Source organism: Ferrigenium kumadai (assembly GCF_018324385.1).
GTDB lineage: Bacteria > Pseudomonadota > Gammaproteobacteria > Burkholderiales > Gallionellaceae > Gallionella > Gallionella kumadai.
In genome coordinates, this window is the sequence record NZ_AP019536.1 from 2,247,230 (window position 1) to 2,267,688 (window position 20,459).

Below are 20,459 nucleotides of genomic sequence, written 5' to 3' on the forward strand. Positions count from 1 at the left end.
CTAACGAACCAGCTGGTTCATTTCGATGATGGGCATCAGGATCGCCAGCACGATGGTCAGCACCACCCCGCCCATCGCCAGGATGAGCAGGGGTTCCAGCAAGGAGGTCAGTATCGAAGTGTAGTTGCTTATCTCCTGTTCCTGCTGGACAGCCGCACGCTCAAGCATCGTATCAAGTTTGCCGCTCGCCTCGCCGCTCGCAATCAGGTGAATCAATATCGGGGGAAACAGGCCTGAGACAGCGAGGGCGCGGCTCAACCCCACACCCTCGCGCACTTTTTTGGAAGCTTCGTCCAGCGCGCGTTTCATAGGAAGATTGCTCACCACACCTGCGGCCGTCTGCAAGGAAACCAGCAACGGCACACCGCTGCCGGACAGGATCGCCAGGGTGCTGGCCATGCGCGCCGTATTGATGCCGCGCACCAGGCGCCCGACCATCGGCAGGCGCAGCAAGCGCAAATGCCACTGGTAAAGAATTTCTTCGCGGCCCAACAACACATGTACGGTAAAACCAGCCCCTGCCAGCGCCGCCAGCAAATAGAACCATGATGCCTGTAACAGGGAACTCAGGCCGATAAGCAGCCGCGTCAATAACGGCAAGGCTTGGTGCGACTGCTGGAATACATTCACCACCTGCGGCACGACATACACCAGCAAACCCATGACCACCAGCAGCGCCACCAGCGTGACGATGGCGGGGTACACGAAAGCCAGCCCAACCTTTTGCCGCAAGGCCTGCCTTGATTCGGTGTAATCGGCCAGACGCAGCATTACATGGCTTAATTCTCCCGATGCCTCGCCCGCTTTCACCAGCGCGCGGTAGATATCGGGGAACACACGTTCATAATGCCCCAAGGCCTGGGCCAACGTATGCCCCGCTAGCAATTCCGCGCGCACGCCGGCCAATACCTGGCGCAGAGTCTCGTTCTCACTTTGCTCGATCAAGGCGCTGATCGCCTGTTCCAGAGGCAATCCTGCATCGAGCAAAGTTGCCAGTTGGCGTGTCAGCATACTGAGTTGCGCGGATGAAACTCCTCTGCGCCAACGCCAGCGTTGTCCCTCGCCTGCATCCAGCATGTCCTGCGAGACTGCATGAACTGCGACTGCCATCAAGCCCAATTCACGCAAGCGCGCACGCGCCTGGCGCAGGGCATCCGCCTCAATCACTCCGCGAGTGACCTGACCGACCTCATTCAGTGCTTCATAGCGAAAAGCAGCCATGGCTAATTTGCCTTATTCTCGAGTGACACGCAGCAACTCTTCCAGCGAAGTCACACCGGCAACCACCAGGCGCACTCCATCCCGGCGCAGACCATGCATTCCGCGCTGCATGGCGTATTCCCGCAACGATTGCTCAGCCACGCGGTCGTGTATCAGCCGGCACAAGCCGCCATCCACACGCAGCAGTTCGTATATCCCGGTGCGCCGCCGGTAGCCACTGTGCCCGCAGGCGGGGCAGCCTTTCGGGCGGTACAGCACTGACGGCTTTGCACCTTCCAGCAATGCCAGCTCGGTGGCATCGGGAACATACTCCTCGCGACACTCGGCGCACAGGCAACGCACCAGCCGTTGCGCGAGCACGCCGAGCAGACTCGATGACAGCAGGAAGGGCTCCACCCCCATATCGGTCAAGCGCGTCACGGCGCTCGCGGTATCGTTGGTATGCAGCGTCGCCAGTACCAGGTGTCCGGTCAGGCTGGCCTGCACGGCGATCTGAGCCGTTTCCAGGTCGCGGATCTCACCGATCATGATCACGTCCGGGTCCTGCCGCAGGATAGCCCGCAGCGCACGAGCGAAGCTCATGTCTATGCGCGGATTCACCTGTGTCTGGCCGATGCCGTCGAGGTCGTATTCAATGGGATCTTCCACTGTCATCACGTTGGTCACGCTTGCGTCTATGCGCGACAGAGCAGCATACAGTGTCGTGGTCTTGCCGGAGCCGGTCGGCCCAGTCACCAGCACGATGCCGTGTGGCTGGCGCACCAACTCGTCCACCGCAGCCAGCGTCGCGCCATCCATGCCCAGGCGCGACAGGTCGAGCCGCCCGGCATCTTTGTCGAGCAGGCGCAACACCGCTCGCTCACCATGCCCGGTCGGCAAGGTAGACACGCGCACATCCACGGGACGCCCGGCCAAACGCAAGGTGATGCGCCCATCCTGGGGCAGGCGTTTTTCCGCGATGTCCAGTTCTGCCATGATCTTGATGCGCGACACCATCGCCGCATGCAATGCGCGATGCGGCTCGATCACATCCTTCAGCGTACCGTCCACGCGGAAGCGCACGACCGAGCGCGTTTCAAAGGGCTCGATGTGGATGTCGGAAGCGTTCTCGCGCACCGCCTGGGTCAGCAAGGCATTGATCATCCGGATTACCGGCGCATCGTTTTCCGCATCCAGCAAATCCTCGGTCTGAGGCAGGTCATGGATCAATTGCGACAAATCCATGTCCTGCTCGACATCCCCGACCATCGCCGCCGCAGAACCATCTGCCTGCGAATATGCGCCCGCCAGCGCCTGGTTGAACGCTTCCGCTGGCAACATCACGGCGCGCAACGGCACTCCCAGGACGCGCCGCACTTCGGCCAGCGCCTCCGCCGCCGCATCCGCACGCACCTGCACCTCGGCACCCTCTGCGGAACAATGCGTCAGCAACACGCCCTTGGCCTTGGCAAAGGAATAGGGAATTTTGGGGGGAACTTGCCTGCCAGAAAAGGAATTAGCGTGCTGGTCCATAGAGCAACGGGTCAAGGTTTCGCTACAGCCGGTTTATCAACAGCAGGAGCAGATGGGGCAACAGCCTCAGGCGGCTTCGACAACGACAATTCCTGCTTCAGGCTAAACGGCGCAACTTGCGGCGCAGGCATATCCGGCAACAGGGCGCGTGAAGGCATCTGGCTGTTCGCTTGCTCGCCGCGCAAGTAGTCGTAACGATCTTGCGTCAACCCCTGCGAAGCCAGTGCAGTGCGCAGAACGTAAGGACGGATGAACACCATCAGGTTGGTCTTGGTGCGCTGCCGTCTTTCGTGCCGGAACAGATTCCCAAACAAGGGAACATCGCCCAGCACCGGAACCTTGTCTTCGCCGTTGCTGACCGAATCCTGAATCAGGCCGCCCAGCACGATGATCTGCCCTTCGTCCACGAGCACGCTGGACTCAAGGGAGCGCTTGTTGGTGATCACCCCGGCGGCATTATTGATGGTCTGGGTCTGCACGCTGGACACTTCCTGATAGATCTGCAGCTTCACTGAGCCTCCCTCGGAAACCTGCGGCTTGATGCGCAAGGTCAGGCCCACGTCCTTGCGCTCGATGGTCTGGAACGGCGTTGCGGTGGTCGCGCTTCCTGTCTGCGCATAACTCCCGGTGATGAACGGCACATTCTGGCCGATGATGATCTTTGCTTCCTCGTTATCCAGCGTCAGCAAATTCGGCGTGGACAGAATGTTCGCATTGGCGTCATTTTCCAGGAAACGCGCCAGCATGCCGAGGTTCAGCACCGTTCCCAAACCCGGTATTGTCGTCGTGCCCCTCACGATGCCGATGTTCAAACCATTGCCCACCGTGGTGCCGATGTTCGTTGTGGCGGTAGAGCCCATCGCCGAAATGATATTTCCGCCGCCCACTCCCTGCACGCCGAAATTCGTCCCGCCGATCACCTGCGCACCCGGCTTGTTGATGCCGTTCAAGCCCTGCCACTGGACGCCGAATTCAGCCACTTTGTCCGCCGTCACCTCCACGATCAGCGCCTCCACGAACACCTGGGCCCGGCGAACATCAAGCATATCCACCACTGCCCGCAAATTGTTATAGATCGCATTCGGTGCAGTGATGATCAACGCATTCGATGGCACATCGGCCTGTATCATGCCTCCGCCAGACTGCACAGTGGCAGCCGAAGCCGCTGCAGAAGTGCCGGGCACGACCGGGGAACCCGGGGCGCTGGGGGACGAAACATCACCGGATATCACCGCACGCAACGTCTGCGCCACCTTCGTAGCCTCGGCATTTTTCAAGTACACCACATGCATATTCCCCGGCGCGCCTGTCTCGACATCGAGCTTCTCTGCCAGCTCTCGCACCCGCTCAAGCCGTGCCGGGTTATCGGTGCGCAACAACAAGCTGTTGGTGCGCGCATCGGCCGTCAGCACAAAGCGCAAGCTGGCATCCCCGCCGCCGGAAACGCCCCCATCCTGCATCAGGCGGCTGATCGTCTGCGCCATATCCACTGCAGAAGCGCGCTTGAGCGGAATCACCACCGGTGCTTCCGCGCTCGGCTGATCTATGGATTCCACTATCTGCTCGATGCGCTTCAGGTTGCTCGCGTAATCCGTTACCACCAATGTATTGTTATTCGGATAGGCGGTCACAATGTTGTTCGGCGCGATCAGCGGTCGCAGGATCGGCACCAGTTGAACCGCCGATTCATACTTCAATACATACACCCGCGTCACCAGCTTATCGCCCGTGCTGCGCGTGTCGCCTGCACCGCCGATGTAAAGCTTGGCATCCGCCTCGGGCATCACCTTGGTCACCCCTCCCGATTCCACCGACGCGAAACCCTGTAAACGCAGCGCGGAAAGCAGGATGTCATAAGCCAATGAAGCAGGAACGGGCGTGGATGAAACGATATTGATCGTGCCCTTCACTCGCGGATCGATCAGGAAATTGCGCCCCGTGATCTGCGACACGGCTTTCACCACCTCCTCGATGTCCGCATTCACGAAGTTCAGCGACACCTTCTCTTCCTGCACTCCCATCCCGGCGGGAGAAAAAAACATCGCGCCGCAAAACAGCGCTCGTATTACCCATGTTGCCAACCCTCGGCTCTTTGAAAAATATTCAGTCTTCATTTCGTTTTCTCTCCGCTGGCACGACCCCCGCCCCAGCGGCACCCGCCGATTTCCCTTCCAGATTCACCCGCTGCTGCACCCCGGCACGTTCCAGAAGCACATAATCCGGGTGAACCTCCATCAATTTTGTGCCTGGTACCACGCCTCCCCCAACCGCAACACCCACCTGCTGCTTATCGTCTAGTTTCAGAACTGCGAATCCAGGCTGCCCAACCCTGGCAGCAAACACCCCGATCAAGCGCACATCCGGCAACGCCAATCCTGCAACTGGAGAAACCGCAGAAGCAGCAACGCCGAACAACTGCCCGGATTCCGCAGCAATCGCATATTCCGGCACCATGGCAGTCGCTGTAGCGTGCGGTGCAAACAGAACCCAACTCCACCTTGCCAGCAAAACACCCAACGCCAGCGCACCCAACCCATGCCACGGCAAGGACAACCTCGCGAGCTCCCCCTTCCATATAGCCACGTAACTACCCCCTTTGCGGTTCCCAACATCCGTGCGCAAACCATATGCTCGAAAAAGAGAGGAGAAAATAAGGCATGTAATGTATTTCCGGCCTTAAGGGTTTTGCTAACAATGACGTTGCTGGCTAACCCATCTACGATTTGGACGAACATGAGCCTACAAAACTGGTCGCGCCGCTGCCAACGCGGATTCACACTGATCGAAGTGATGGTGGTCATCGTCATCCTCGGTGTGCTCGCTGCGCTGATTGTGCCCAAGGTGATGAGCCGCCCCGATGAGGCGCGCATCGTCGCGGCCAAGCAAGACATCGCCGCTGTCTCTCAGGCGCTGAAGCTCTACAAGCTGGACAACATGCGCTACCCCACTACGGAGCAGGGGTTGATGGCACTGGTCAAGAAACCCGCCTTGCCTCCCGAGCCGCCTAACTGGAAAGGCAACGGCTATCTCGAGAAATTGCCGAAAGACCCTTGGGGGAACCCCTACCAGTATCTGCAGCCAGGCCTGCATGGCGAGATAGATGTCATGAGTCTGGGCGCAGATGGTGGGCCAGGCGGCGAAGGCAGTGACGCGGACATAGGATCGTGGGAGTTGTAGCACTCCGTAAGGGGAAGCCTCTCATCTCCCCCGCCCCTTGCCTCCAGCAGGGCTTCACGCTCATCGAGCTGCTCGTCGTGCTGGTGGTGATGGGCATCGCACTGGGGATGGTGGTGGTGCAACTGATGCCGGATAACCGCGCCGCCCTGCGCGAAGAGGCGCAGCGCCTCGCCCTGCTGCTGGAAAATGCCGGGATGGAAGCGCGGGCCAGCGGCCATCCGCTGGCCTGGTCTTCCGAAAAAAATGGCTACCGTTTCTGGAAGAAAAACGACTATGGAGAATGGGTCCGCCTTGAGGACGATGCGATATTCCGTCCTTACACCTTGCCTGCCGGGTTGGGTATCGCGGAGGTCAGCGTGGAGGGGCAGCCATTGAAGCACGGCGAGTTGATGTCGCTGCACGCATTCTCGTTCACCCTGCCTTTCCACATCAGCCTGACCGGCGAACACGCCAGCGCCAGTGTGACAGGCAGCAGTACGGGAGCGGTGTACTCCAAACTGGATAACGAAAACTGATGACAAAAAATCGTCCTCAATTGGCACAATGCGGCTTCACCTTGCTGGAAACGCTGGTCGCGCTCGCCATTCTTGCCATCGCGATGGCGGCGATATTACGTACGGCGGGCACGGAAACCCGCCATGCGGAAGAATTGCGTTTGCGTCTGCTGGCAGACTGGGTGGCGCAAAATCGTTTGGCACTGCATGCCGCTCGCGGCGACTGGCTCGCGGTAGGTACGCAAGCCGGCGAGGATACGCAAGCAGGAGTCCGCCTGCTGTGGCGTGAAGACATCAGTGCCACGCCCAACCCGGCGTTCCGCCGCATCGAGGTGGGGGTCTTTTCCCCGGACGACGAGCAACATGCATTGCGCAAGCTGACCGCGTATCTCGTCGAACAACGGCGCCTCTGATATGACTCACCGCTCCCGTGGCTTCACATTGATCGAATTGCTGGCGGCGCTGGTCATCATGGCGCTGCTGTCTATTGCCGGTTATCGCGGACTGGATGCGGTGTTGCAAACGCGCGAGCACATCGCGCAGGAAACCCGCAAGTGGCAGCATCTGGCCTTCTGTTTTTCACGCCTGGAACAGGATGTGGCTCAAGCCATCCATCGCCCGGTACAAGACCAGGACGGGCGGACCCAGCCGGAGTGGGTGGGTCGCACCGTGGCAGTGGCGAATAATGAGGCGGAACTGACATTCACCCGCACCGGGGTTCCTGGCGAAGGCGAGAACATGCTGGCACCGCAGCGCATCGGCTACCGCTTGCAGCAGGGCTCTATCGTCCTGCTACGGTGGCCTTTCCCGGACCAGGCGCCGCGTACCGAACCTGTACGCTACCCACTGCTGGAAGGAGTCCGCGAGTTCCATCTGCGCCATCTCGATACCAACGGAAACTGGCTGGAGCAATGGCCGTCCGAAGAGACGGCCGGCAACTTGCCCACAGCACTTGAAGTGGCAGTGACGCTTGCCAGCGGAGAAAAGATCACACGGGTGTTCGCACTGCAATGAGACCATCCAGACAACACGGTGTGGCGATCATCATGGTGCTGCTCATCGTCGCGCTCGCCACCTCGCTCGCCGCCTTCATGGCAACACAGCAGAATCTGTGGCTGCGCCAGGTAGAAAGCCAGTTCGAACGCGCCCAGGCGCGTCGCATCGGCATTGCCGCGATAGATTGGGCGCGCGCCGTCCTGGCCGACGATGCGCGCGCCAGCAGCATAGACCATGAGAAAGAAATATGGGCGATGCGCCTGCCCGCCCAGCCGGTGGAAAACGGCGAAGTGACCGGCGTGATCGAGGACCGTCAAGGCCTGTTCAACCTGAATAATCTGGTTCGCAACGGCGCCACGAGCGCACCCGATGTGGCTCAATTCCAGAAGTTGCTGGGAATGCTCGGCTTGCCCGTCGAACTGGCAACCACCCTGGCGGACTGGATGGATGCAGACAGCGAAGCGCAGTATCCGGGCGGAGCAGAGGATGCATATTACCTCGCGCTCCCGCGCCCTTATCGCGCAGCGAACCGCCCCTTGGCAGAAATCGGCGAACTGTCGCTGGTAAAAGGATTCGACAGCCGCACCATCGAACGGTTGCGCCCCTTCGTGGCGGTCCTGCCGGTCCTTGGGGCCATCAACGTCAATTTTGCGCCACCGGAAGTGCTGGCGGCAGTAGTGGGAAACATGAACCTGGCGGATGCCCGCCTGATGGTGCAACAACGCAGCGTTCGTCCGTTCAAGGATGTGGCGGATTTCAGACAGCGGCTGCCGCATGGGGGGATACAAGTGTCAGACCTTAACATCACGATAAGCAGCCAATTTTTCCTGGTGACCGGCCGCGGCAGCGTGGGGCGAGCACAGGTCACCGCACAGGCATTGCTGCAACGCACGGGCGGCTGGCCCACTGTCGTATGGCAGAGTGTCCAATGAGCATCCTGCGCATCTATTTTTCCGGCAGTTGGCGCGACAGCACCTCACCCTGTCCCTGGGCGCTGTGCGAAGAAAACGGCACCGTCCTGCAATCCGGTAACGATCCGCTCGCGGCCCTGCCCAAAGGCAAGGAATGCATTGCCATCGCCGCACCGGATCGCGTGCTGAGCATCAGCGCCAAGCTGCCGCCTGGTTCGCGCCGCCGATGGCAGGCAGCACTTCCGTTCGCAGCGGAGGAGCACACCCTGCCCGACCCGGAAGACAGCCATGTGGTGCCTGGCCCTGCACTGGCGGATGGCCACATGCTGATTGCCGTCGTGGACAAGCCTTGGCTCAGGCGCATTGTCGAGGCGTGCCGCACGGCGAACCTGCCCTTGCGCCGGATGGTTCCGGAGACATTCCTGCCTCCACTCGCGCCGGAGACGTGGACTCTGATGTGGGATGGCAGCAGCGGCTTCATGCGCACGGGTGCAGCCAGCGGCATGGCGCTCGACACCGGTGGCCCCCATACCGCCCCACTCGCTCTGCACCTGAGCCTGAATTCTGCCCGGAATAATTCACCGGCATCCTTGCCGGGAAAGATCGAGGTGCGCTTCCCTCAGCATGTTCCCGAAGCACAACGCATCTTGCCGCAATGGAACCTGCCCACCATCCTTTCCGCAGGGCCTGTCTGGGATTGGCGGCGCGCACCCGTACCCGCGGACGCCCTGAACCTGCTTTGGGGCGACTTCGCGCCCCGCGCCAGGATCAGCGAATGGTGGCCGCAATTGCGACCCGCCGCCCTGATACTGCTGGCCGCGCTCGGCGTGGAAGCCATCGGCGCCAACATCGAATGGGCCTTGCTCGCACATGAAAAGAAAACACTGACGCAGGACATGGAGCGCAGCTTCCGCACCGCATTCGGCGAAGCCGGAACGCTGGTCAATGCCCCATTGCAGATGCAGCGCAACCTGGCGGACTTGCGCCACAGCGCCGGCTTGCCGGACGACGGCGACTTCCTGCCACTACTCGACGCATCAGCTCCAACACTTGCCACGCTGCCTGCGGGCAGCGTTCGCGGACTGCACTACGAATCCGGACGGTTCGACGTGGATATCAAGCTGAGTCGCGGCAGCGATATCCAGGACTTGCGGCAGCACCTGCAAAACAAGGGGCTCGGCGTACAGATAGGCGACATCCATGATGTAGGGGACGGCGCCGAAGCACGCCTGACACTGCTGCCGGGAGATGGCCGATGAAAGCGCGCTGGCAAGCCTTCAAGAAACGCCATTGGGATGGCCGCGCATCGAGCGAGCGACGCGCCATCGCCCTCGGGGCGCTGGCACTGTCGCCACTATTTGCCTATTTGCTGGTCTGGCAACCGGCGCATGTCGCTGGCACCAAGTTGCGAGACAGCGTCCCCGCAATGCGCGCCCAGGCGGCGCATCTGCGCGCCCAGGCGGCAGAGGCCGAAACGCTGCGCCACCATCCGAAACCAGCCGTGCTCGACGCCAACGCACTGAAGACGGCCATCGAGGAATCCGCCGTGCGTCACCAGATGCGCGATGCCCTGACCAGCCTCGATGCGCAGCAACCCAACGCCGCGCGCATCACGCTTGCTGCAGTTCCTTTCGAGCAGTGGCTGAACTGGCTGCGCAACCTGCAACAGGAGCAACACATCCGCGCGGAATCGGTCGGCATCGCAGCGTTGCCGCAAACCGGCATGGTGAAGATCAACGCCACGCTGACCAACGGCGGAGCTCAGTAAAAATGGGCAAGCGAGTATTTGCCATTTTCGCCCTCGTCTATCTGCTCACCCTGCTCATCACGGCACCCGCATCCTTGCTGGACAAGGTGCTGCAACATGCATCCCAAGACCGCCTGCTGCTGGCGAATGCCAGCGGCACAGTATGGAGCGGTTCCGCCACTCCCGCCCTGCGCACACAAGATGGCCGTCTCGTTGCCCTGCCCTTGTTGCGCTGGAAGATTGCCGTGCCGTCCCTGTTCACCGGAAAAATCCAGACAATGCTCCAATGGGAGGGCCAGCCTCCTGCCTCCGCAACGGAAGCCGTCATCTCTTTCAATCAGGTCGAATTGCATCATGCGATGCTCCAGCTCCCGGCACGGATGCTGGAGGAAACCTCGACCATGCTCAAGCCGGCCCAGTTTCGCGGGCAACTCCAGATACAGGGCGACCATCTCGTATTCTCAAGCCGCGGCGTGGAAGGATCCGCCATTGTCGACTGGCGGCAGGCAAGCTCCGCTCTCAGCAGCATCGCGCCGCTGGGCGACTACCGCCTGGCGCTGAATGGCTCAGGCGACCGCCTCCATATCGGATTGACGACAAGCTCGGGGATATTGCTGCTGGAGGGCGATGGAAACTGGCTGGCAGGACGGGGACTGGAGTTTCATGGAAAGGCGCAGGCTTCCGCGGGAAACTATGACAACCTTACCGAACTGCTGCACCACCTCGGCCCGGAAATCTCTCCCGGGGTGCATGGCTTCAGCCTGACCCCACTTTAACCGTTCTTCGTGCTGCTCCAATACCGCCAATAACAACGCATCTGCGAATCGGGTGAAACCCGACTTGTTTGTTACTGCATATGCGATTTACCGTTATCCTTGGAAAACTTTATCCGCGTTCGAATTTGTGTCCCACATTTCATATTCACATCAGACATGAAAGAAGACCCTAGCAAAGAGGCAGTGCGGCGTCTCCAGGCATTGATCCTTCGCGAGACCGGTGCACCACTCAACCCCTCGACCAATGCCGAGATGGCCTCTATCGTCCAGAGTGCATGCGGCGCTGTCGGCGAACAAATCAGAGAGGCCGAGCCGGAGCGTTCCTTCGTGCAGCGCGAGGTCACTATCCTGCTCGCCGATCTGAGGGGCTTTACCGCCATCACTGCCACGCTTCCCGCGGGAGCCGTGATTCCACTGCTCAATCGCTGTCTGGGGCGCATGAACGAAATAGTCTCCCGTCATCAGGGTGTCATCGACAAGTTCATGGGCGATTCCATCATGGTGCTGTTCGGCGTGCCGGACAAGCGACCGGATGATGTGCAACGTGCACTGGCTTGCGCTGTCGAGATGCAACTCGCGATGGTGGAGATCAACAATCAGGACCACCAGGAAGGCATGCCGGAGCTATCCATGGGCATCGGCATCAATACCGGCAACGTCACGGCCGGGAAGATCGGATCGGACTTCTACTCCGAATATACGGTGATCGGCAATGAAGTGAACCTGACCTCGCGTATCGAAGCCTTCAGTCTGCGCGGCCAGATCCTGATCAGTGAACCCACCTTTGATCGCTGCCGTGATTTCATCACGGTCAGCGAAGCGATGGAGGTATTCGTCAAGGGCAAGGCGCAATCCGTCAGATTGCGCGAGTTGTATGCGATACCCTCATTGAATCTCGAAGTGCCGCGAATGCGAAAGGAGACCCGCCATAGCCGACGCCTGGAAGTCCGGCTGCCCTGCTCTTTCAGGCTCATTCAAAACAAGGTGGTGATGCCGAAGATATACAGCGCCACCATCCGCGACATCGGCTATTTCGGCGTGTTGATGGAAACCGATCAGCTGCTCAAGGCATACGATGATATAAAACTCGAATTCGATCTTCCTCTGGTCGATTTCAAGGCATCCGACATCTACGGGAAAGTGGTCGAATTGGAACACGACAAAAGCGGCCATCTCGCAGGCATCGAATTCACCTCCATCAGCCACGAGACCAACATGAAACTCCAGCTGTACGTGCAGTTGCTGGTGATGGCATCGGAATAGCGCAGTTAAAATTTAAACACGCCGCGCCTGCCACAAACCAGCCGACTTTCAGCCTCCCGAAAGGTCAAATCTTCTCCGACACCCCCGCCTCGGCGAACGTCGCCATACCGCTGTGCAACGCGCAGGCCAGCCGGATGAGCGGCACGGCCACCGCCGCACCGCTGCCCTCGCCCAGGCGCATGCCCAGATTCAGCAGCGGCTCCGCGTGCAATGCCTCTAGCAGCAGCGTGTGTCCGGGCTCGGCGGAGTGGTGCGCGAACAGCAGCCAGTCCGCCACGCCGGGATTGATGCGCACGGCAATGAGTGCCGCGGCGCTGGCGATATAGCCGTCAACCAGCACGGGGATACCTTGCTGCGCGCTGCCGATGAAGGCACCGGTGAGCGCGGCGATCTCAAAGCCGCCGAGGCGGCGCAGCACTTCCCTCGGCTCATTCAGGTGCGACGCATGCAACGCCAGCACACGCGCGATGACTTGCGCCTTGTGCTGCACACCGGCATGATCGAGGCCGGTGCCGGGACCGGCGAGTTGCTGCGGCGACAGGCCCAGCAGGGCGCAGGCGAGCGCGGCCGCTGAGGTGGTGTTGGCGATGCCCATTTCCCCGCCGATATACAGTTGCGCGCCCGCCTGTTGCGCCCTATCCGCACTGTCGCGTCCAGCCTGCAGCGCCGCTTCCAGCTGGCTTTCTGTCATCGCAGGTTGTTGTGCGAAGTTGGCTGTGCCCTTGCCGAGGTTGCATTGCAGCACACTGGGCAGGTCGCCGGTTTCGAATGCGGTACCGAGGTTCACTACTTCCAGTTTCGCGCTGAGTTGTTTCGCCAGCACACTGATCGCCGCTCCACCGCGCGCGAAGTTCTTCACCATCTCCGCCGTCACCGCCTGCGGGAAGGCCGACACGCCTTCCTGCGCGATGCCGTGGTCGCCGGCGAACACGCCGATGAATACGCCTTCAACCTGCGGCTTCTCGCTTCCCTGCATCGCAGCGAACTGGATCGCCAGTCCTTCCAGCCTGCCCAGCGCGCCGGGCGGCTTGGTCAGCTGCTGCTGGCGCGCTTGCGCGGCAGCGCGCGCGGCTTCATCCAATGGTTTGATGGCCTGTCGCAGCCAATCCGTCCTCGTTTCCATCTTTGCTCCCAAAGTTTCCGATAACCAGCCTGTAGGAGCGGGCCTTGCCCGCGAAGGTAGCCAGTCGCGGGCAAGGCCCGCTCCTACCCTTTCAAAACCAGCGGCAAGCCCGCCACCGTCATAACCACTTTGTCGCATCGTGCAGCGACGGCCTGATGCAGCCGGCCGGCCTCGTCGCAATAGCGCCTCGTCAGTTCGCCCAACGGCACCACGCCCATGCCAGTCTCGTTGCTCACCAGAATGACCGTCCCCGGCAGTTTCGGCAGCGCATCCAACAGTGCGTCCACTTCCTGCCGCAGCCGTGCCTCATCATCCAGGCACAATAGATTTGTCAGCCACAGCGTCAGACAATCCAGCAATATGCAGTGTCCATCCACGGCATGGCGCTGCAAGGAAGCGGCGAGTGCAATGGGTTCTTCCACCAGCAGCCAGTGATCGGGACGCTGCGACTGATGATGCGCGATGCGCTGCCGCATCTCGTCGTCCTGCGCCGTGGCGGTGGCGACATAGGTGACCGGCAGGTTCGTCGCTTGCGCATGCTGCTCGGCGAGACGGCTCTTGCCGGAACGCATGCCGCCCAAAATGAGTTCCTTCATGTCTTTACTCCCAGCAATTGCAGTATGCGCGGCATGTCGAGATGCGATTCCAGTGCATCGGCCAGCCGCTCCAGATTCTGTTCGCGCAGCGCGTGGTAGTCGATGGACTGGGGCGCCTGCAGTCCGGCCCACTCGAGCAGCGAAGCGCAGGCCTGCGGCGATTCGAACACGCCGTGCAGATAAGTCGCCATGATCTGCCCGTCGCCAGATATCGCACCGTCATCGCGGCGGTCATCTAGCTGCGCGAAGGGGCGCTGCAACGCAGCGCCTTCACTGATACCCGCATGGATCTCATAGCCGCTCACCGGGACATCGCCCTGTGCCAGCACGCCCCGCACGTTATGCAACTGCTTGTTTGGTTGCAGCGTAGTGGTGAAATCCAGATAGCCGAACCCGTCGCTGTTGCCGGGCTCGCCTTCGATGCCATGCGGGTCGTGGATGGCACGGCCGAGCATCTGCAGCCCGCCGCAGATGCCCAGCAGTTTGCCGCCATAACGCAGATGGCGCGCAAGGTATTCTTCCCAGCCTTGTGCGCGCAGCCAGTCCAGGTCAGCGCGCACATTCTTGCTGCCTGGCAGGATCACCAGGTCTGCAGGAGATGGTGTTTCGTTTGGTGCGACGAAACGGAGTTCCACCTGCGGATGCAACCGCAGCGGGTCGAAGTCGGTGTGATTGCTGATGTGCGGCAGCGCGGGGACGACGACGCTCAGTTTACCCTCCCCCCCAGCCGGCTGCGCCCCCCTCGCTACGCTCTCCCCGCAAGCGGGAGAGGGGAGTGCATCCTCGGCCTCGAGGTGCAGGCCGTGCAGATAAGGCAGCACACCCAGCACCGGCTTGCCGGTATGCGCCTCCAGCCAGTCCAGCCCCGACTGCAACAATGAAATATCGCCGCGGAAGCGGTTGATGACGAAGCCCTGCACGCGCGTCCGTTCGCTCTCGGAGAGCAGCGCCAGCGTGCCGACAAGGTGCGCGAACACGCCGCCGCGATCGATGTCGGCGACCAATATCACCGGGCAATCCACCGCTTCGGCAAAGCCCATGTTGGCGATATCGCCCTCGCGCAGATTGATCTCGGCAGGACTGCCCGCACCTTCCACGACGACGACCGGATATCGTCCGCTCAGGCGCCGGTGCGACTCCAGCACCGCCGCACGCGCCGTCTGTTTGTATGCGTGATATTCCAGAGCATCCATGTTGCCGATGGCGCGTCCGTGGATGATGACCTGCGCGCCGGTGTCGCTGTTGGGCTTGAGCAACACGGGATTCATGTCGGTGTGCGGCGCAAGATGCGCGGCGTGCGCCTGCACCGCCTGCGCTCGACCGATCTCTCCGCCGTCCGCAGTAACCGCGCTGTTCAGCGCCATGTTCTGCGGCTTGAACGGAGCGACACTCAGGCCACGGCGCACCAGCGAACGGCACAGCCCCGCCACCAGCGTGCTTTTGCCTGCGTCGGAAGTGGCGCCCTGGATCATCAAAGTACGGGCGGTCATCTTGGTTTGCATGGTAAGAGCACGCCTTGCGGGCGACTGTTCTTCCTGTTCGCGAGCAGGGCTCGCTCCTACAGGTGATACGTTCGAGTTCATCGTCGCACCTCGATCAATGCAGCCGACAAGCGCGCCCACTGCACCTCGTCGCGTGGCAAGCCGAAGCGCAGGCTGGCAGGCTGTTCGAACAAGCGCGTCAGGATGCCTAGCCTTGCCAGTTGCTCGTGCATGGTCGCGGCATCGTCGCAGTTCACCCACTGGAACAGACCGCTGCAGCCGGAAGGTGACAGCTTGTGCGCACTCAGCAATTCCGCCAGACGTTGCGATGCCAATGGCAAGGTCTCGCGCGTCGTGCGTTGCCATGCCGTGTCGCGCAAGGCCAGTGCCGCGACATAGCGCGAGGGGGCGGCGATAGCCCACGGACCGAGCAGTTCGGCGAGCGGCTGCAAAATATTTTCTTCGGCCAGAACGAACCCGACCCGCGCGCCAGCTAGCCCGAAGAACTTGCCCAGCGAGCGCAGCACGATCAGACCCGGACGCGGGCAAACGGACGCGAGGCTGTGTTCAGGCGTGGCATCCATGAACGCTTCATCCACGATCAGCCACCCGCCGCGCGCCGCCAGTTTCGCATGCAAATCCAGCAACTCGTCGCGACCGAAAAGATTGCCCGTGGGATTGTTGGGATTGACGATAACCACGACTTGCGCGTTCTCACCGGCCTGCAGAATTTCAGTCGCGGGCACGCTGACGACGGTATGCCCATGCCGTCGCCAGGCATGAGCATGCTCCGCATAACATGGCGCAACGAGCGCCACTCTCGACGGTGCACGCAACATCGGCAGGGACTGGATCGCCGCCTGCGAACCGGACACTGCCAGCAGTTTCGTTGTTCCGTAATAGCCTTGTGCGGCGGCGTTCAGCTCGTCGTCGTCCTGCGGCAGGCGCTGCCAGACTTCGCCCGGCACTGCGGGCACCGGCCAACCGTTGGGGTTGATGCCGGTGGACAGGTCCAGCCAGTCGCATTCGGAAATGCCATAGCGCTGCGCCGCCACGCGCAATCTGCCGCCGTGCTCAAGCATGAACAATCACCTCGATGATGAACAGCAGCGCCAGCCACAGCCACACGCCGCGCTGCACCAGCGTGACAGCGCGGTAAATGTCCGCCGCCTGCGGAGCAACGCCCGCCCCCAGCGATGGACGCAGCTCGGTTGTGCCGTGGTAACTCGCCGCGCCACCCAACAGCAACATCAGGCTGCCCGCGCCGCTCGCCATCACCGGCCCCGCGTTCGGGCTGTCCCACGCCGGCGCCTGCTTCCGCCAGCAGCGCAGAGCCGAACGTGCGTTGCCGAGCAGCGCATAGGTCAGCGCGGTGAGCCTTGCAGGAATGTAGTTGAGCACGTCGTCCACCCGCGCCGCGGCCCAGCCGAAATAAAAATAGCGCGGCGTACGGTAGCCCCACATCGCATCCAGCGTATTCGCCAGTCGATACAGCAGCGCGCCGGGTGCGCCGAGCAGCGTAAACCAGAACAGCGCGCCGAACACGGCGTCGTTGCCGTTCTCCAGGACCGATTCGACACCGGCGCGCGCCACATCCTGTTCCTGCATTGCAGCCGTATCGCGGCTGACGATCTCGCCCACACACTGCCTTGCCTGCGGCAGGTCACCCGCGTCGAGCGCCCCTTTGATGCGACCTGCATGCTCGCTCAGGCTCCGCAGTCCGAGCGAAAAGTACAGTACCAGCACGCCGACGATGAACTGCAAGAATGGCTGTCGCAACAGGAAGAACGCGATCAACAGGAACGGCGCAATGGCGAGCAGCCAGGCCAGCACACCGCGCAGCCGCGACGCGCCATGAACATTAAGGCGCTGTTCCAGCCAGGCTGCATAGCGCCCGAAGCCCACCAGCGGATGGAAGCGGCGCGGTTCGCCCAGCAGACGATCGAGCAGCACGGCGCACGCCATCATCAATACGGTGCTCAGCACGGTTCGCTCCAGCGGTCCTGCATCAGCAACTCGTGCAGCGGCCGCCCTTGGCGCCAGTTCAATTGCTCAAGCATCGGGCGCGTGTAAAACTCCCGCACCGGTCCGAGGCACAGCAATGCCATCGGCTTGGCCCCCAGAGGAAGGTCAAGCAATTTGCCCAGCCGCACAGGATCGAACAACGACACCCAGCCCATGCCGAGATTCTCCGCGCGTGCCGCCAGCCAAAGGTTCTGGATCGCGCACGCCACCGAGCACAACGCCATTTCCTGCGGCATGGTGCGCCGCCCGAACAGCGTTCCGTCGTCCGGCGCCAGCACAGCCACCAGCAGCTCGGCGCATTCGCGGATGCCTTCCACTTTCAGACGCAGGAACTCCGCCTCGCGCTCGCCCATGCCCTGTGCGGTCAGGCCGCGTTCTTCATCCACCAGCGCGGCGATAGATGCACGCATCGCCGCATCACGCACGCGGATGAAACGCCAAGGCTGCATCAAGCCGACGGAGGGCGCGTGATGTGCTGCCTCGAGCACACGTTGCAGCACAGCCTCGTCGACCGGAACACCGGAAAGGAAGTGGCGCATGTCGCGCCGCGCGTGCAGCACGCGGTATAGCGTCTCGCGCTCCACTTCAGAGAAATGCTCCGGGAAGGTGTTCATGGCAAAAGCAATTGCGCGACAGCCGCCGGATTGGAGGGAAAGTAGAAATGCACATAACTCGCGGTCAGACGCTTGCTGCGGTATACCGGCTCCTGCAGCGTGCCGCCGTTCGGGCACGCGCCGTGCGCGATAGGCGCGTGGCAGGTCTGCATCTGCGAGTAATGGAAGCTGTGGCCGCGTAGCGTGCCCTCGGTCAGCGTCACACTTTGCAGAGCCAGCGCCGCCAGTCTTTTCCCGACCTGCGCCTGGCCCAGCAGGATGCCGCTCATCGTTGCCTCTTGGCCGTCGCTGTCGCGCAGGCTCTCCAGCAGGTACAGCATGCCGCCGCACTCCGCGAGCATCGGCTTGGCCGCCGCATGGTGCGCGCGCAGCGCGTCGCGCATGGGCTGGTTGTCCTGCAGTTCCGCCAGATGCAGCTCGGGGTAGCCGCCGGGCAGGTATACGCTGTCCGCCTCTGGCAGCGCTTCATCGCGCAACGGCGAGAAGAACACCAGTTCCGCCCCCAATGACTCGAGGCAATCGAGGTTGGCCGGATAGATGAACGAGAATGCCTCGTCGCGTGCCACAGCGATGCGCACCCCGCGCAACGCGCCCTGTGCACTGGTGTCTTGCGCGGGACAGTCGAAGCTGATCGAGGGAATCGGATGAATCGCATCCTGCCACTGCAGGGCCTCGGCAGCAGCGTCGAGGCGCGCATCCAGGTTCTCGATTTCGGCCGCGTGTAACAGGCCGAGGTGACGGCTCGGCAGCTCGCAAGCCACATCTCGCGGCAAAGCGGCGAGCAAGGGCGTATCGGTTTGCGACGGCAGCAGCATGCCGGCATGGCGCGCGGAGCCTACGCGATTCGCAACCACTCCGAAGAAGGGAAGGTCGGCACGATAGTGACGCAAGCCGAACGCCACGGCGGCGAACGTCTGTGCCATGGCGGAAGCATCGATCACGGCGAGCACCGGAATGCCAAACAGCTGCGCCAGATCGGCGCTGCACGGCTGGCCGTCGAATAGCCCCATCACCCCCTCGATCAGGATCAGGTCTGCGTCGGCGGCCGCTTCGTACAACAGCTGTCGGCAATGCGCCTCGCCGACCATCCACAGGTCCAACTGATAGACGGGATGGCCAGAGGCCCGCTGCAGGATCAGCGGGTCCAGGAAATCGGGGCCCACCTTGAACACGCGGACGCGCTTGCCGCCTCTGCCGAAATGACGCGCCAGCGCAGCCGTGACGGTGGTCTTGCCCTGGTTGGATGCGGCAGCGCTGACCAGCAGCGCCGGGCAGCTGCGCGAAGGATTCACAGCTCGACGCCCTGCTGCGCGCGTATGCCCGCCTGAAAGGCATGCTTGACCAGATGCATGTCGGTAACGGTATCGGCGTAGTCGATCAGCGCGTCGGGCGCCCCGCGCCCGGTGATGACCACATGCTGCGCGGCGGGCCGTGCGCGCAGTGCGGCGAGCACATCGTCCACTGCCACGTAGCCCAGCTTCAGCGCGATATTGAGTTCGTCCAGCAGCACCAGCGCGATGCCGGGGTTGCGCAACATGCCGCCGGCCACCGCCCAAGCGGCCTGGGCCGCGGCAGTGTCACGTGCGCGGTCCTGTGTCTCCCAGGTAAAGCCCTCGCCCATCACGTGGTACTCGACTTCCGGAAAGCGCCGGAAGAAGGCTTCCTCGCCGGTGGTGGAACTGCCCTTGATGAACTGGACCACCCCGACACGCATGCCGTGTCCCAGCGCGCGCGCAACCATGCCGAAACCCGCGGTGCTCTTGCCCTTGCCGTTGCCGGTATTGACCACGACTACCCCGCGTTCGACGGCGGCAGAGGCGATCTTCGCATCGACGACCGCCTTCTGGCGCGCCATCCGCGCTCGGTGGCGCTCGTCGCGCTCAGCCTCGGAGGTCATTGCGCGGCGGTGGAAGCCTGGCGCTGGGAGATCACGAGCGCCACATGGATCAGCGCTGCGCAGCCCAGGTACAGCGCAGCATTACCCAGGCTGTAGGGGAAGTATTGCGCCAGACGCGAACCGAACTCGGCCAGCGTAGGTTCGGCGAAACGGCCACCGAGGAAGTAGAAGCCGCCGCTGGAGATCAACTCGCATGCGGAAATTCCCACTGTCGCGGCACCCGCGAACAGCGGCAGCGTACGCAGGTTGAACTGGTAGCGTGCGGCATACCAGCGACCGGCCAGCCACAGCACGGAATAGGCGGGCAACAGCAGTGCATAGGCAGGAGTCACGCAAAAATCGCTGACACCGAAGTGGGTGATGGCGAGGTAGTCGATCACCGCGGCCTGCGCCAGGAACAGCGGCAGCAGGCTGCGCCGCGCGGCGTAGAAACCCAGCAGGAAGAAGATCGCCCACGACGCATCGGGCAGATGGGTCGTCGTCGCGAGATGGTGGCCGCGGGTCGCCCACATCACCGCGGATAGCGCCACGACGAGAACGGTGGTGTTGCGTTTGGAAAGACTGAACATGTTGGCTCCTTAAAGTTAAGCGGGAAGGAACGGCTGCCTCGCTGCCCCTGCCCGCAT

The 20,459-nt window shown here is 62.1% G+C and carries 22 protein-coding genes; 9 read left to right on the plus strand and 13 right to left on the minus strand.

All coding sequences use genetic code 11. The annotated features are described in order from the left end of the window. The 4 genes from gspF to FGKAn22_RS10905 all read right to left on the minus strand — a co-directional run bounded on the left by gspF (position 1) and on the right by FGKAn22_RS10905 (position 5,316). A complete protein-coding gene (gene gspF / locus FGKAn22_RS10890; protein ID WP_212785661.1) occupies positions 1–1,221 on the minus strand; it encodes a type II secretion system inner membrane protein GspF in 1,221 nt (406 codons plus the stop codon). 12 nt (positions 1,222–1,233) lie between these two features. Continuing rightward, positions 1,234–2,733, minus strand: coding sequence for a type II secretion system ATPase GspE (gene gspE, locus FGKAn22_RS10895; protein WP_212785662.1), 1,500 nt, complete (start codon positions 2,731–2,733; stop codon positions 1,234–1,236). 11 nt (positions 2,734–2,744) lie between these two features. Continuing rightward, complete coding sequence (gene gspD, locus FGKAn22_RS10900) at positions 2,745–4,775, minus strand: type II secretion system secretin GspD (protein ID WP_246487394.1); 2,031 nt, start codon at positions 4,773–4,775, stop codon at positions 2,745–2,747. A 61-nt stretch (positions 4,776–4,836) separates the two neighbouring features. Continuing rightward, complete coding sequence (locus FGKAn22_RS10905; protein ID WP_246487395.1) at positions 4,837–5,316, minus strand: type II secretion system protein N; 480 nt, start codon at positions 5,314–5,316, stop codon at positions 4,837–4,839. A 150-nt stretch (positions 5,317–5,466) separates the two neighbouring features. Between FGKAn22_RS10905 and gspG the strand changes: the two genes are divergently transcribed. From gspG to FGKAn22_RS10950, 9 genes are all read left to right on the plus strand, one after another. Further along, positions 5,467–5,910, plus strand: coding sequence for a type II secretion system major pseudopilin GspG (gene gspG, locus FGKAn22_RS10910; protein WP_212785665.1), 444 nt, complete (start codon positions 5,467–5,469; stop codon positions 5,908–5,910). Then, positions 5,898–6,425, plus strand: a complete 528-nt coding sequence (locus FGKAn22_RS10915) for a prepilin-type N-terminal cleavage/methylation domain-containing protein (RefSeq protein ID WP_212785666.1) — start codon at positions 5,898–5,900, stop codon at positions 6,423–6,425. The genes gspG and FGKAn22_RS10915 overlap by 13 nt, the downstream gene beginning before the upstream one ends. Then, complete coding sequence (gene gspI / locus FGKAn22_RS10920; protein WP_212785667.1) at positions 6,425–6,817, plus strand: type II secretion system minor pseudopilin GspI; 393 nt, start codon at positions 6,425–6,427, stop codon at positions 6,815–6,817. Before FGKAn22_RS10915 ends, gspI begins: the two co-directional genes overlap by 1 nt. A gap of 1 nt (position 6,818) precedes the next feature. Further along, positions 6,819–7,418, plus strand: a complete 600-nt coding sequence (gene gspJ / locus FGKAn22_RS10925) for a type II secretion system minor pseudopilin GspJ (protein ID WP_212785668.1) — start codon at positions 6,819–6,821, stop codon at positions 7,416–7,418. Further along, the gene (gspK, locus tag FGKAn22_RS10930; protein ID WP_212785669.1) at positions 7,415–8,332 is read left to right on the plus strand and encodes a type II secretion system minor pseudopilin GspK; all 918 of its coding nucleotides are present in this window, start codon (positions 7,415–7,417) and stop codon (positions 8,330–8,332) included. The genes gspJ and gspK overlap by 4 nt, the downstream gene beginning before the upstream one ends. Continuing rightward, on the plus strand, positions 8,329–9,570 hold the full coding sequence (gspL, locus tag FGKAn22_RS10935) for a type II secretion system protein GspL (RefSeq protein WP_212785670.1): 1,242 nt from the start codon (positions 8,329–8,331) through the stop codon (positions 9,568–9,570). Before gspK ends, gspL begins: the two co-directional genes overlap by 4 nt. Further along, positions 9,567–10,079, plus strand: a complete 513-nt coding sequence (locus FGKAn22_RS10940; RefSeq protein WP_212785671.1) for a type II secretion system protein M — start codon at positions 9,567–9,569, stop codon at positions 10,077–10,079. Before gspL ends, FGKAn22_RS10940 begins: the two co-directional genes overlap by 4 nt. Before the next feature lie 2 nt (positions 10,080–10,081). Beyond that, entirely contained in the window at positions 10,082–10,834 is a 753-nt protein-coding gene (gene gspN / locus FGKAn22_RS10945; protein WP_212785672.1) for a type II secretion system protein N, read from the plus strand. 156 nt (positions 10,835–10,990) lie between these two features. Further along, the gene (locus FGKAn22_RS10950) at positions 10,991–12,097 is read left to right on the plus strand and encodes an adenylate/guanylate cyclase domain-containing protein (protein ID WP_212785673.1); all 1,107 of its coding nucleotides are present in this window, start codon (positions 10,991–10,993) and stop codon (positions 12,095–12,097) included. A 64-nt stretch (positions 12,098–12,161) separates the two neighbouring features. Here the strand turns inward: FGKAn22_RS10950 and cobT are convergent, their stop codons facing one another. The 9 genes from cobT to FGKAn22_RS10995 form a co-directional block, all read right to left on the minus strand. Further along, the gene (gene cobT / locus FGKAn22_RS10955) at positions 12,162–13,220 is read right to left on the minus strand and encodes a nicotinate-nucleotide--dimethylbenzimidazole phosphoribosyltransferase (RefSeq protein ID WP_212785674.1); all 1,059 of its coding nucleotides are present in this window, start codon (positions 13,218–13,220) and stop codon (positions 12,162–12,164) included. An 83-nt stretch (positions 13,221–13,303) separates the two neighbouring features. Beyond that, positions 13,304–13,816, minus strand: a complete 513-nt coding sequence (gene cobU / locus FGKAn22_RS10960) for a bifunctional adenosylcobinamide kinase/adenosylcobinamide-phosphate guanylyltransferase (RefSeq protein ID WP_212785675.1) — start codon at positions 13,814–13,816, stop codon at positions 13,304–13,306. Continuing rightward, complete coding sequence (locus FGKAn22_RS10965) at positions 13,813–15,318, minus strand: cobyric acid synthase (protein WP_246487396.1); 1,506 nt, start codon at positions 15,316–15,318, stop codon at positions 13,813–13,815. Before FGKAn22_RS10965 ends, cobU begins: the two co-directional genes overlap by 4 nt. A gap of 77 nt (positions 15,319–15,395) precedes the next feature. Next, positions 15,396–16,379 (minus strand): threonine-phosphate decarboxylase CobD, encoded by a 984-nt coding sequence (gene cobD, locus FGKAn22_RS10970; protein ID WP_212785676.1) that lies wholly within the window; start codon positions 16,377–16,379, stop codon positions 15,396–15,398. Further along, complete coding sequence (cbiB, locus tag FGKAn22_RS10975; protein WP_212787219.1) at positions 16,372–17,265, minus strand: adenosylcobinamide-phosphate synthase CbiB; 894 nt, start codon at positions 17,263–17,265, stop codon at positions 16,372–16,374. The genes cobD and cbiB overlap by 8 nt, the downstream gene beginning before the upstream one ends. Before the next feature lie 11 nt (positions 17,266–17,276). Continuing rightward, positions 17,277–17,936, minus strand: coding sequence for a 5,6-dimethylbenzimidazole synthase (gene bluB / locus FGKAn22_RS10980; protein ID WP_212785677.1), 660 nt, complete (start codon positions 17,934–17,936; stop codon positions 17,277–17,279). Then, complete coding sequence (locus tag FGKAn22_RS10985) at positions 17,933–19,228, minus strand: cobyrinic acid a,c-diamide synthase CobB (RefSeq protein WP_246487397.1); 1,296 nt, start codon at positions 19,226–19,228, stop codon at positions 17,933–17,935. Before FGKAn22_RS10985 ends, bluB begins: the two co-directional genes overlap by 4 nt. Further along, positions 19,225–19,833 carry a cob(I)yrinic acid a,c-diamide adenosyltransferase gene (gene cobO, locus FGKAn22_RS10990; protein WP_212785678.1) on the minus strand — a complete coding sequence of 203 codons (609 nt, stop codon included), beginning with the start codon at positions 19,831–19,833 and terminating at the stop codon, positions 19,225–19,227. The genes FGKAn22_RS10985 and cobO overlap by 4 nt, the downstream gene beginning before the upstream one ends. Beyond that, complete coding sequence (locus FGKAn22_RS10995) at positions 19,830–20,402, minus strand: hypothetical protein (protein ID WP_212785679.1); 573 nt, start codon at positions 20,400–20,402, stop codon at positions 19,830–19,832. The genes cobO and FGKAn22_RS10995 overlap by 4 nt, the downstream gene beginning before the upstream one ends. Between the last annotated feature and the right edge of the window lie 57 nt (positions 20,403–20,459).

Excerpts from the sequence above, each read along its gene's own strand:
- cobT (WP_212785674.1), bottom strand. The coding sequence starts at position 13,220 with ATGGAAACGAGGACGGATTGGCTGCGACAGGCCATCAAACCATTGGAT.
- cobU (WP_212785675.1), bottom strand. The coding sequence starts at position 13,816 with ATGAAGGAACTCATTTTGGGCGGCATGCGTTCCGGCAAGAGCCGTCTC.
- gspI (WP_212785667.1), top strand. The coding sequence starts at position 6,425 with ATGACAAAAAATCGTCCTCAATTGGCACAATGCGGCTTCACCTTGCTG.
- cbiB (WP_212787219.1), bottom strand. The coding sequence starts at position 17,265 with ATGATGGCGTGCGCCGTGCTGCTCGATCGTCTGCTGGGCGAACCGCGC.
- gspG (WP_212785665.1), top strand. The coding sequence starts at position 5,467 with ATGAGCCTACAAAACTGGTCGCGCCGCTGCCAACGCGGATTCACACTG.
- gspJ (WP_212785668.1), top strand. The coding sequence starts at position 6,819 with ATGACTCACCGCTCCCGTGGCTTCACATTGATCGAATTGCTGGCGGCG.
- FGKAn22_RS10995 (WP_212785679.1), bottom strand. The coding sequence starts at position 20,402 with ATGTTCAGTCTTTCCAAACGCAACACCACCGTTCTCGTCGTGGCGCTA.
- gspD (WP_246487394.1), bottom strand. The coding sequence starts at position 4,775 with ATGTTTTTTTCTCCCGCCGGGATGGGAGTGCAGGAAGAGAAGGTGTCG.
- gspF (WP_212785661.1), bottom strand. The coding sequence starts at position 1,221 with ATGGCTGCTTTTCGCTATGAAGCACTGAATGAGGTCGGTCAGGTCACT.
- cobD (WP_212785676.1), bottom strand. The coding sequence starts at position 16,379 with ATGCTTGAGCACGGCGGCAGATTGCGCGTGGCGGCGCAGCGCTATGGC.
- gspN (WP_212785672.1), top strand. The coding sequence starts at position 10,082 with ATGGGCAAGCGAGTATTTGCCATTTTCGCCCTCGTCTATCTGCTCACC.
- gspK (WP_212785669.1), top strand. The coding sequence starts at position 7,415 with ATGAGACCATCCAGACAACACGGTGTGGCGATCATCATGGTGCTGCTC.
- bluB (WP_212785677.1), bottom strand. The coding sequence starts at position 17,936 with ATGAACACCTTCCCGGAGCATTTCTCTGAAGTGGAGCGCGAGACGCTA.
- FGKAn22_RS10950 (WP_212785673.1), top strand. The coding sequence starts at position 10,991 with ATGAAAGAAGACCCTAGCAAAGAGGCAGTGCGGCGTCTCCAGGCATTG.
- cobO (WP_212785678.1), bottom strand. The coding sequence starts at position 19,833 with ATGACCTCCGAGGCTGAGCGCGACGAGCGCCACCGAGCGCGGATGGCG.
- gspL (WP_212785670.1), top strand. The coding sequence starts at position 8,329 with ATGAGCATCCTGCGCATCTATTTTTCCGGCAGTTGGCGCGACAGCACC.
- gspE (WP_212785662.1), bottom strand. The coding sequence starts at position 2,733 with ATGGACCAGCACGCTAATTCCTTTTCTGGCAGGCAAGTTCCCCCCAAA.
- FGKAn22_RS10940 (WP_212785671.1), top strand. The coding sequence starts at position 9,567 with ATGAAAGCGCGCTGGCAAGCCTTCAAGAAACGCCATTGGGATGGCCGC.
- FGKAn22_RS10965 (WP_246487396.1), bottom strand. The coding sequence starts at position 15,318 with ATGCAAACCAAGATGACCGCCCGTACTTTGATGATCCAGGGCGCCACT.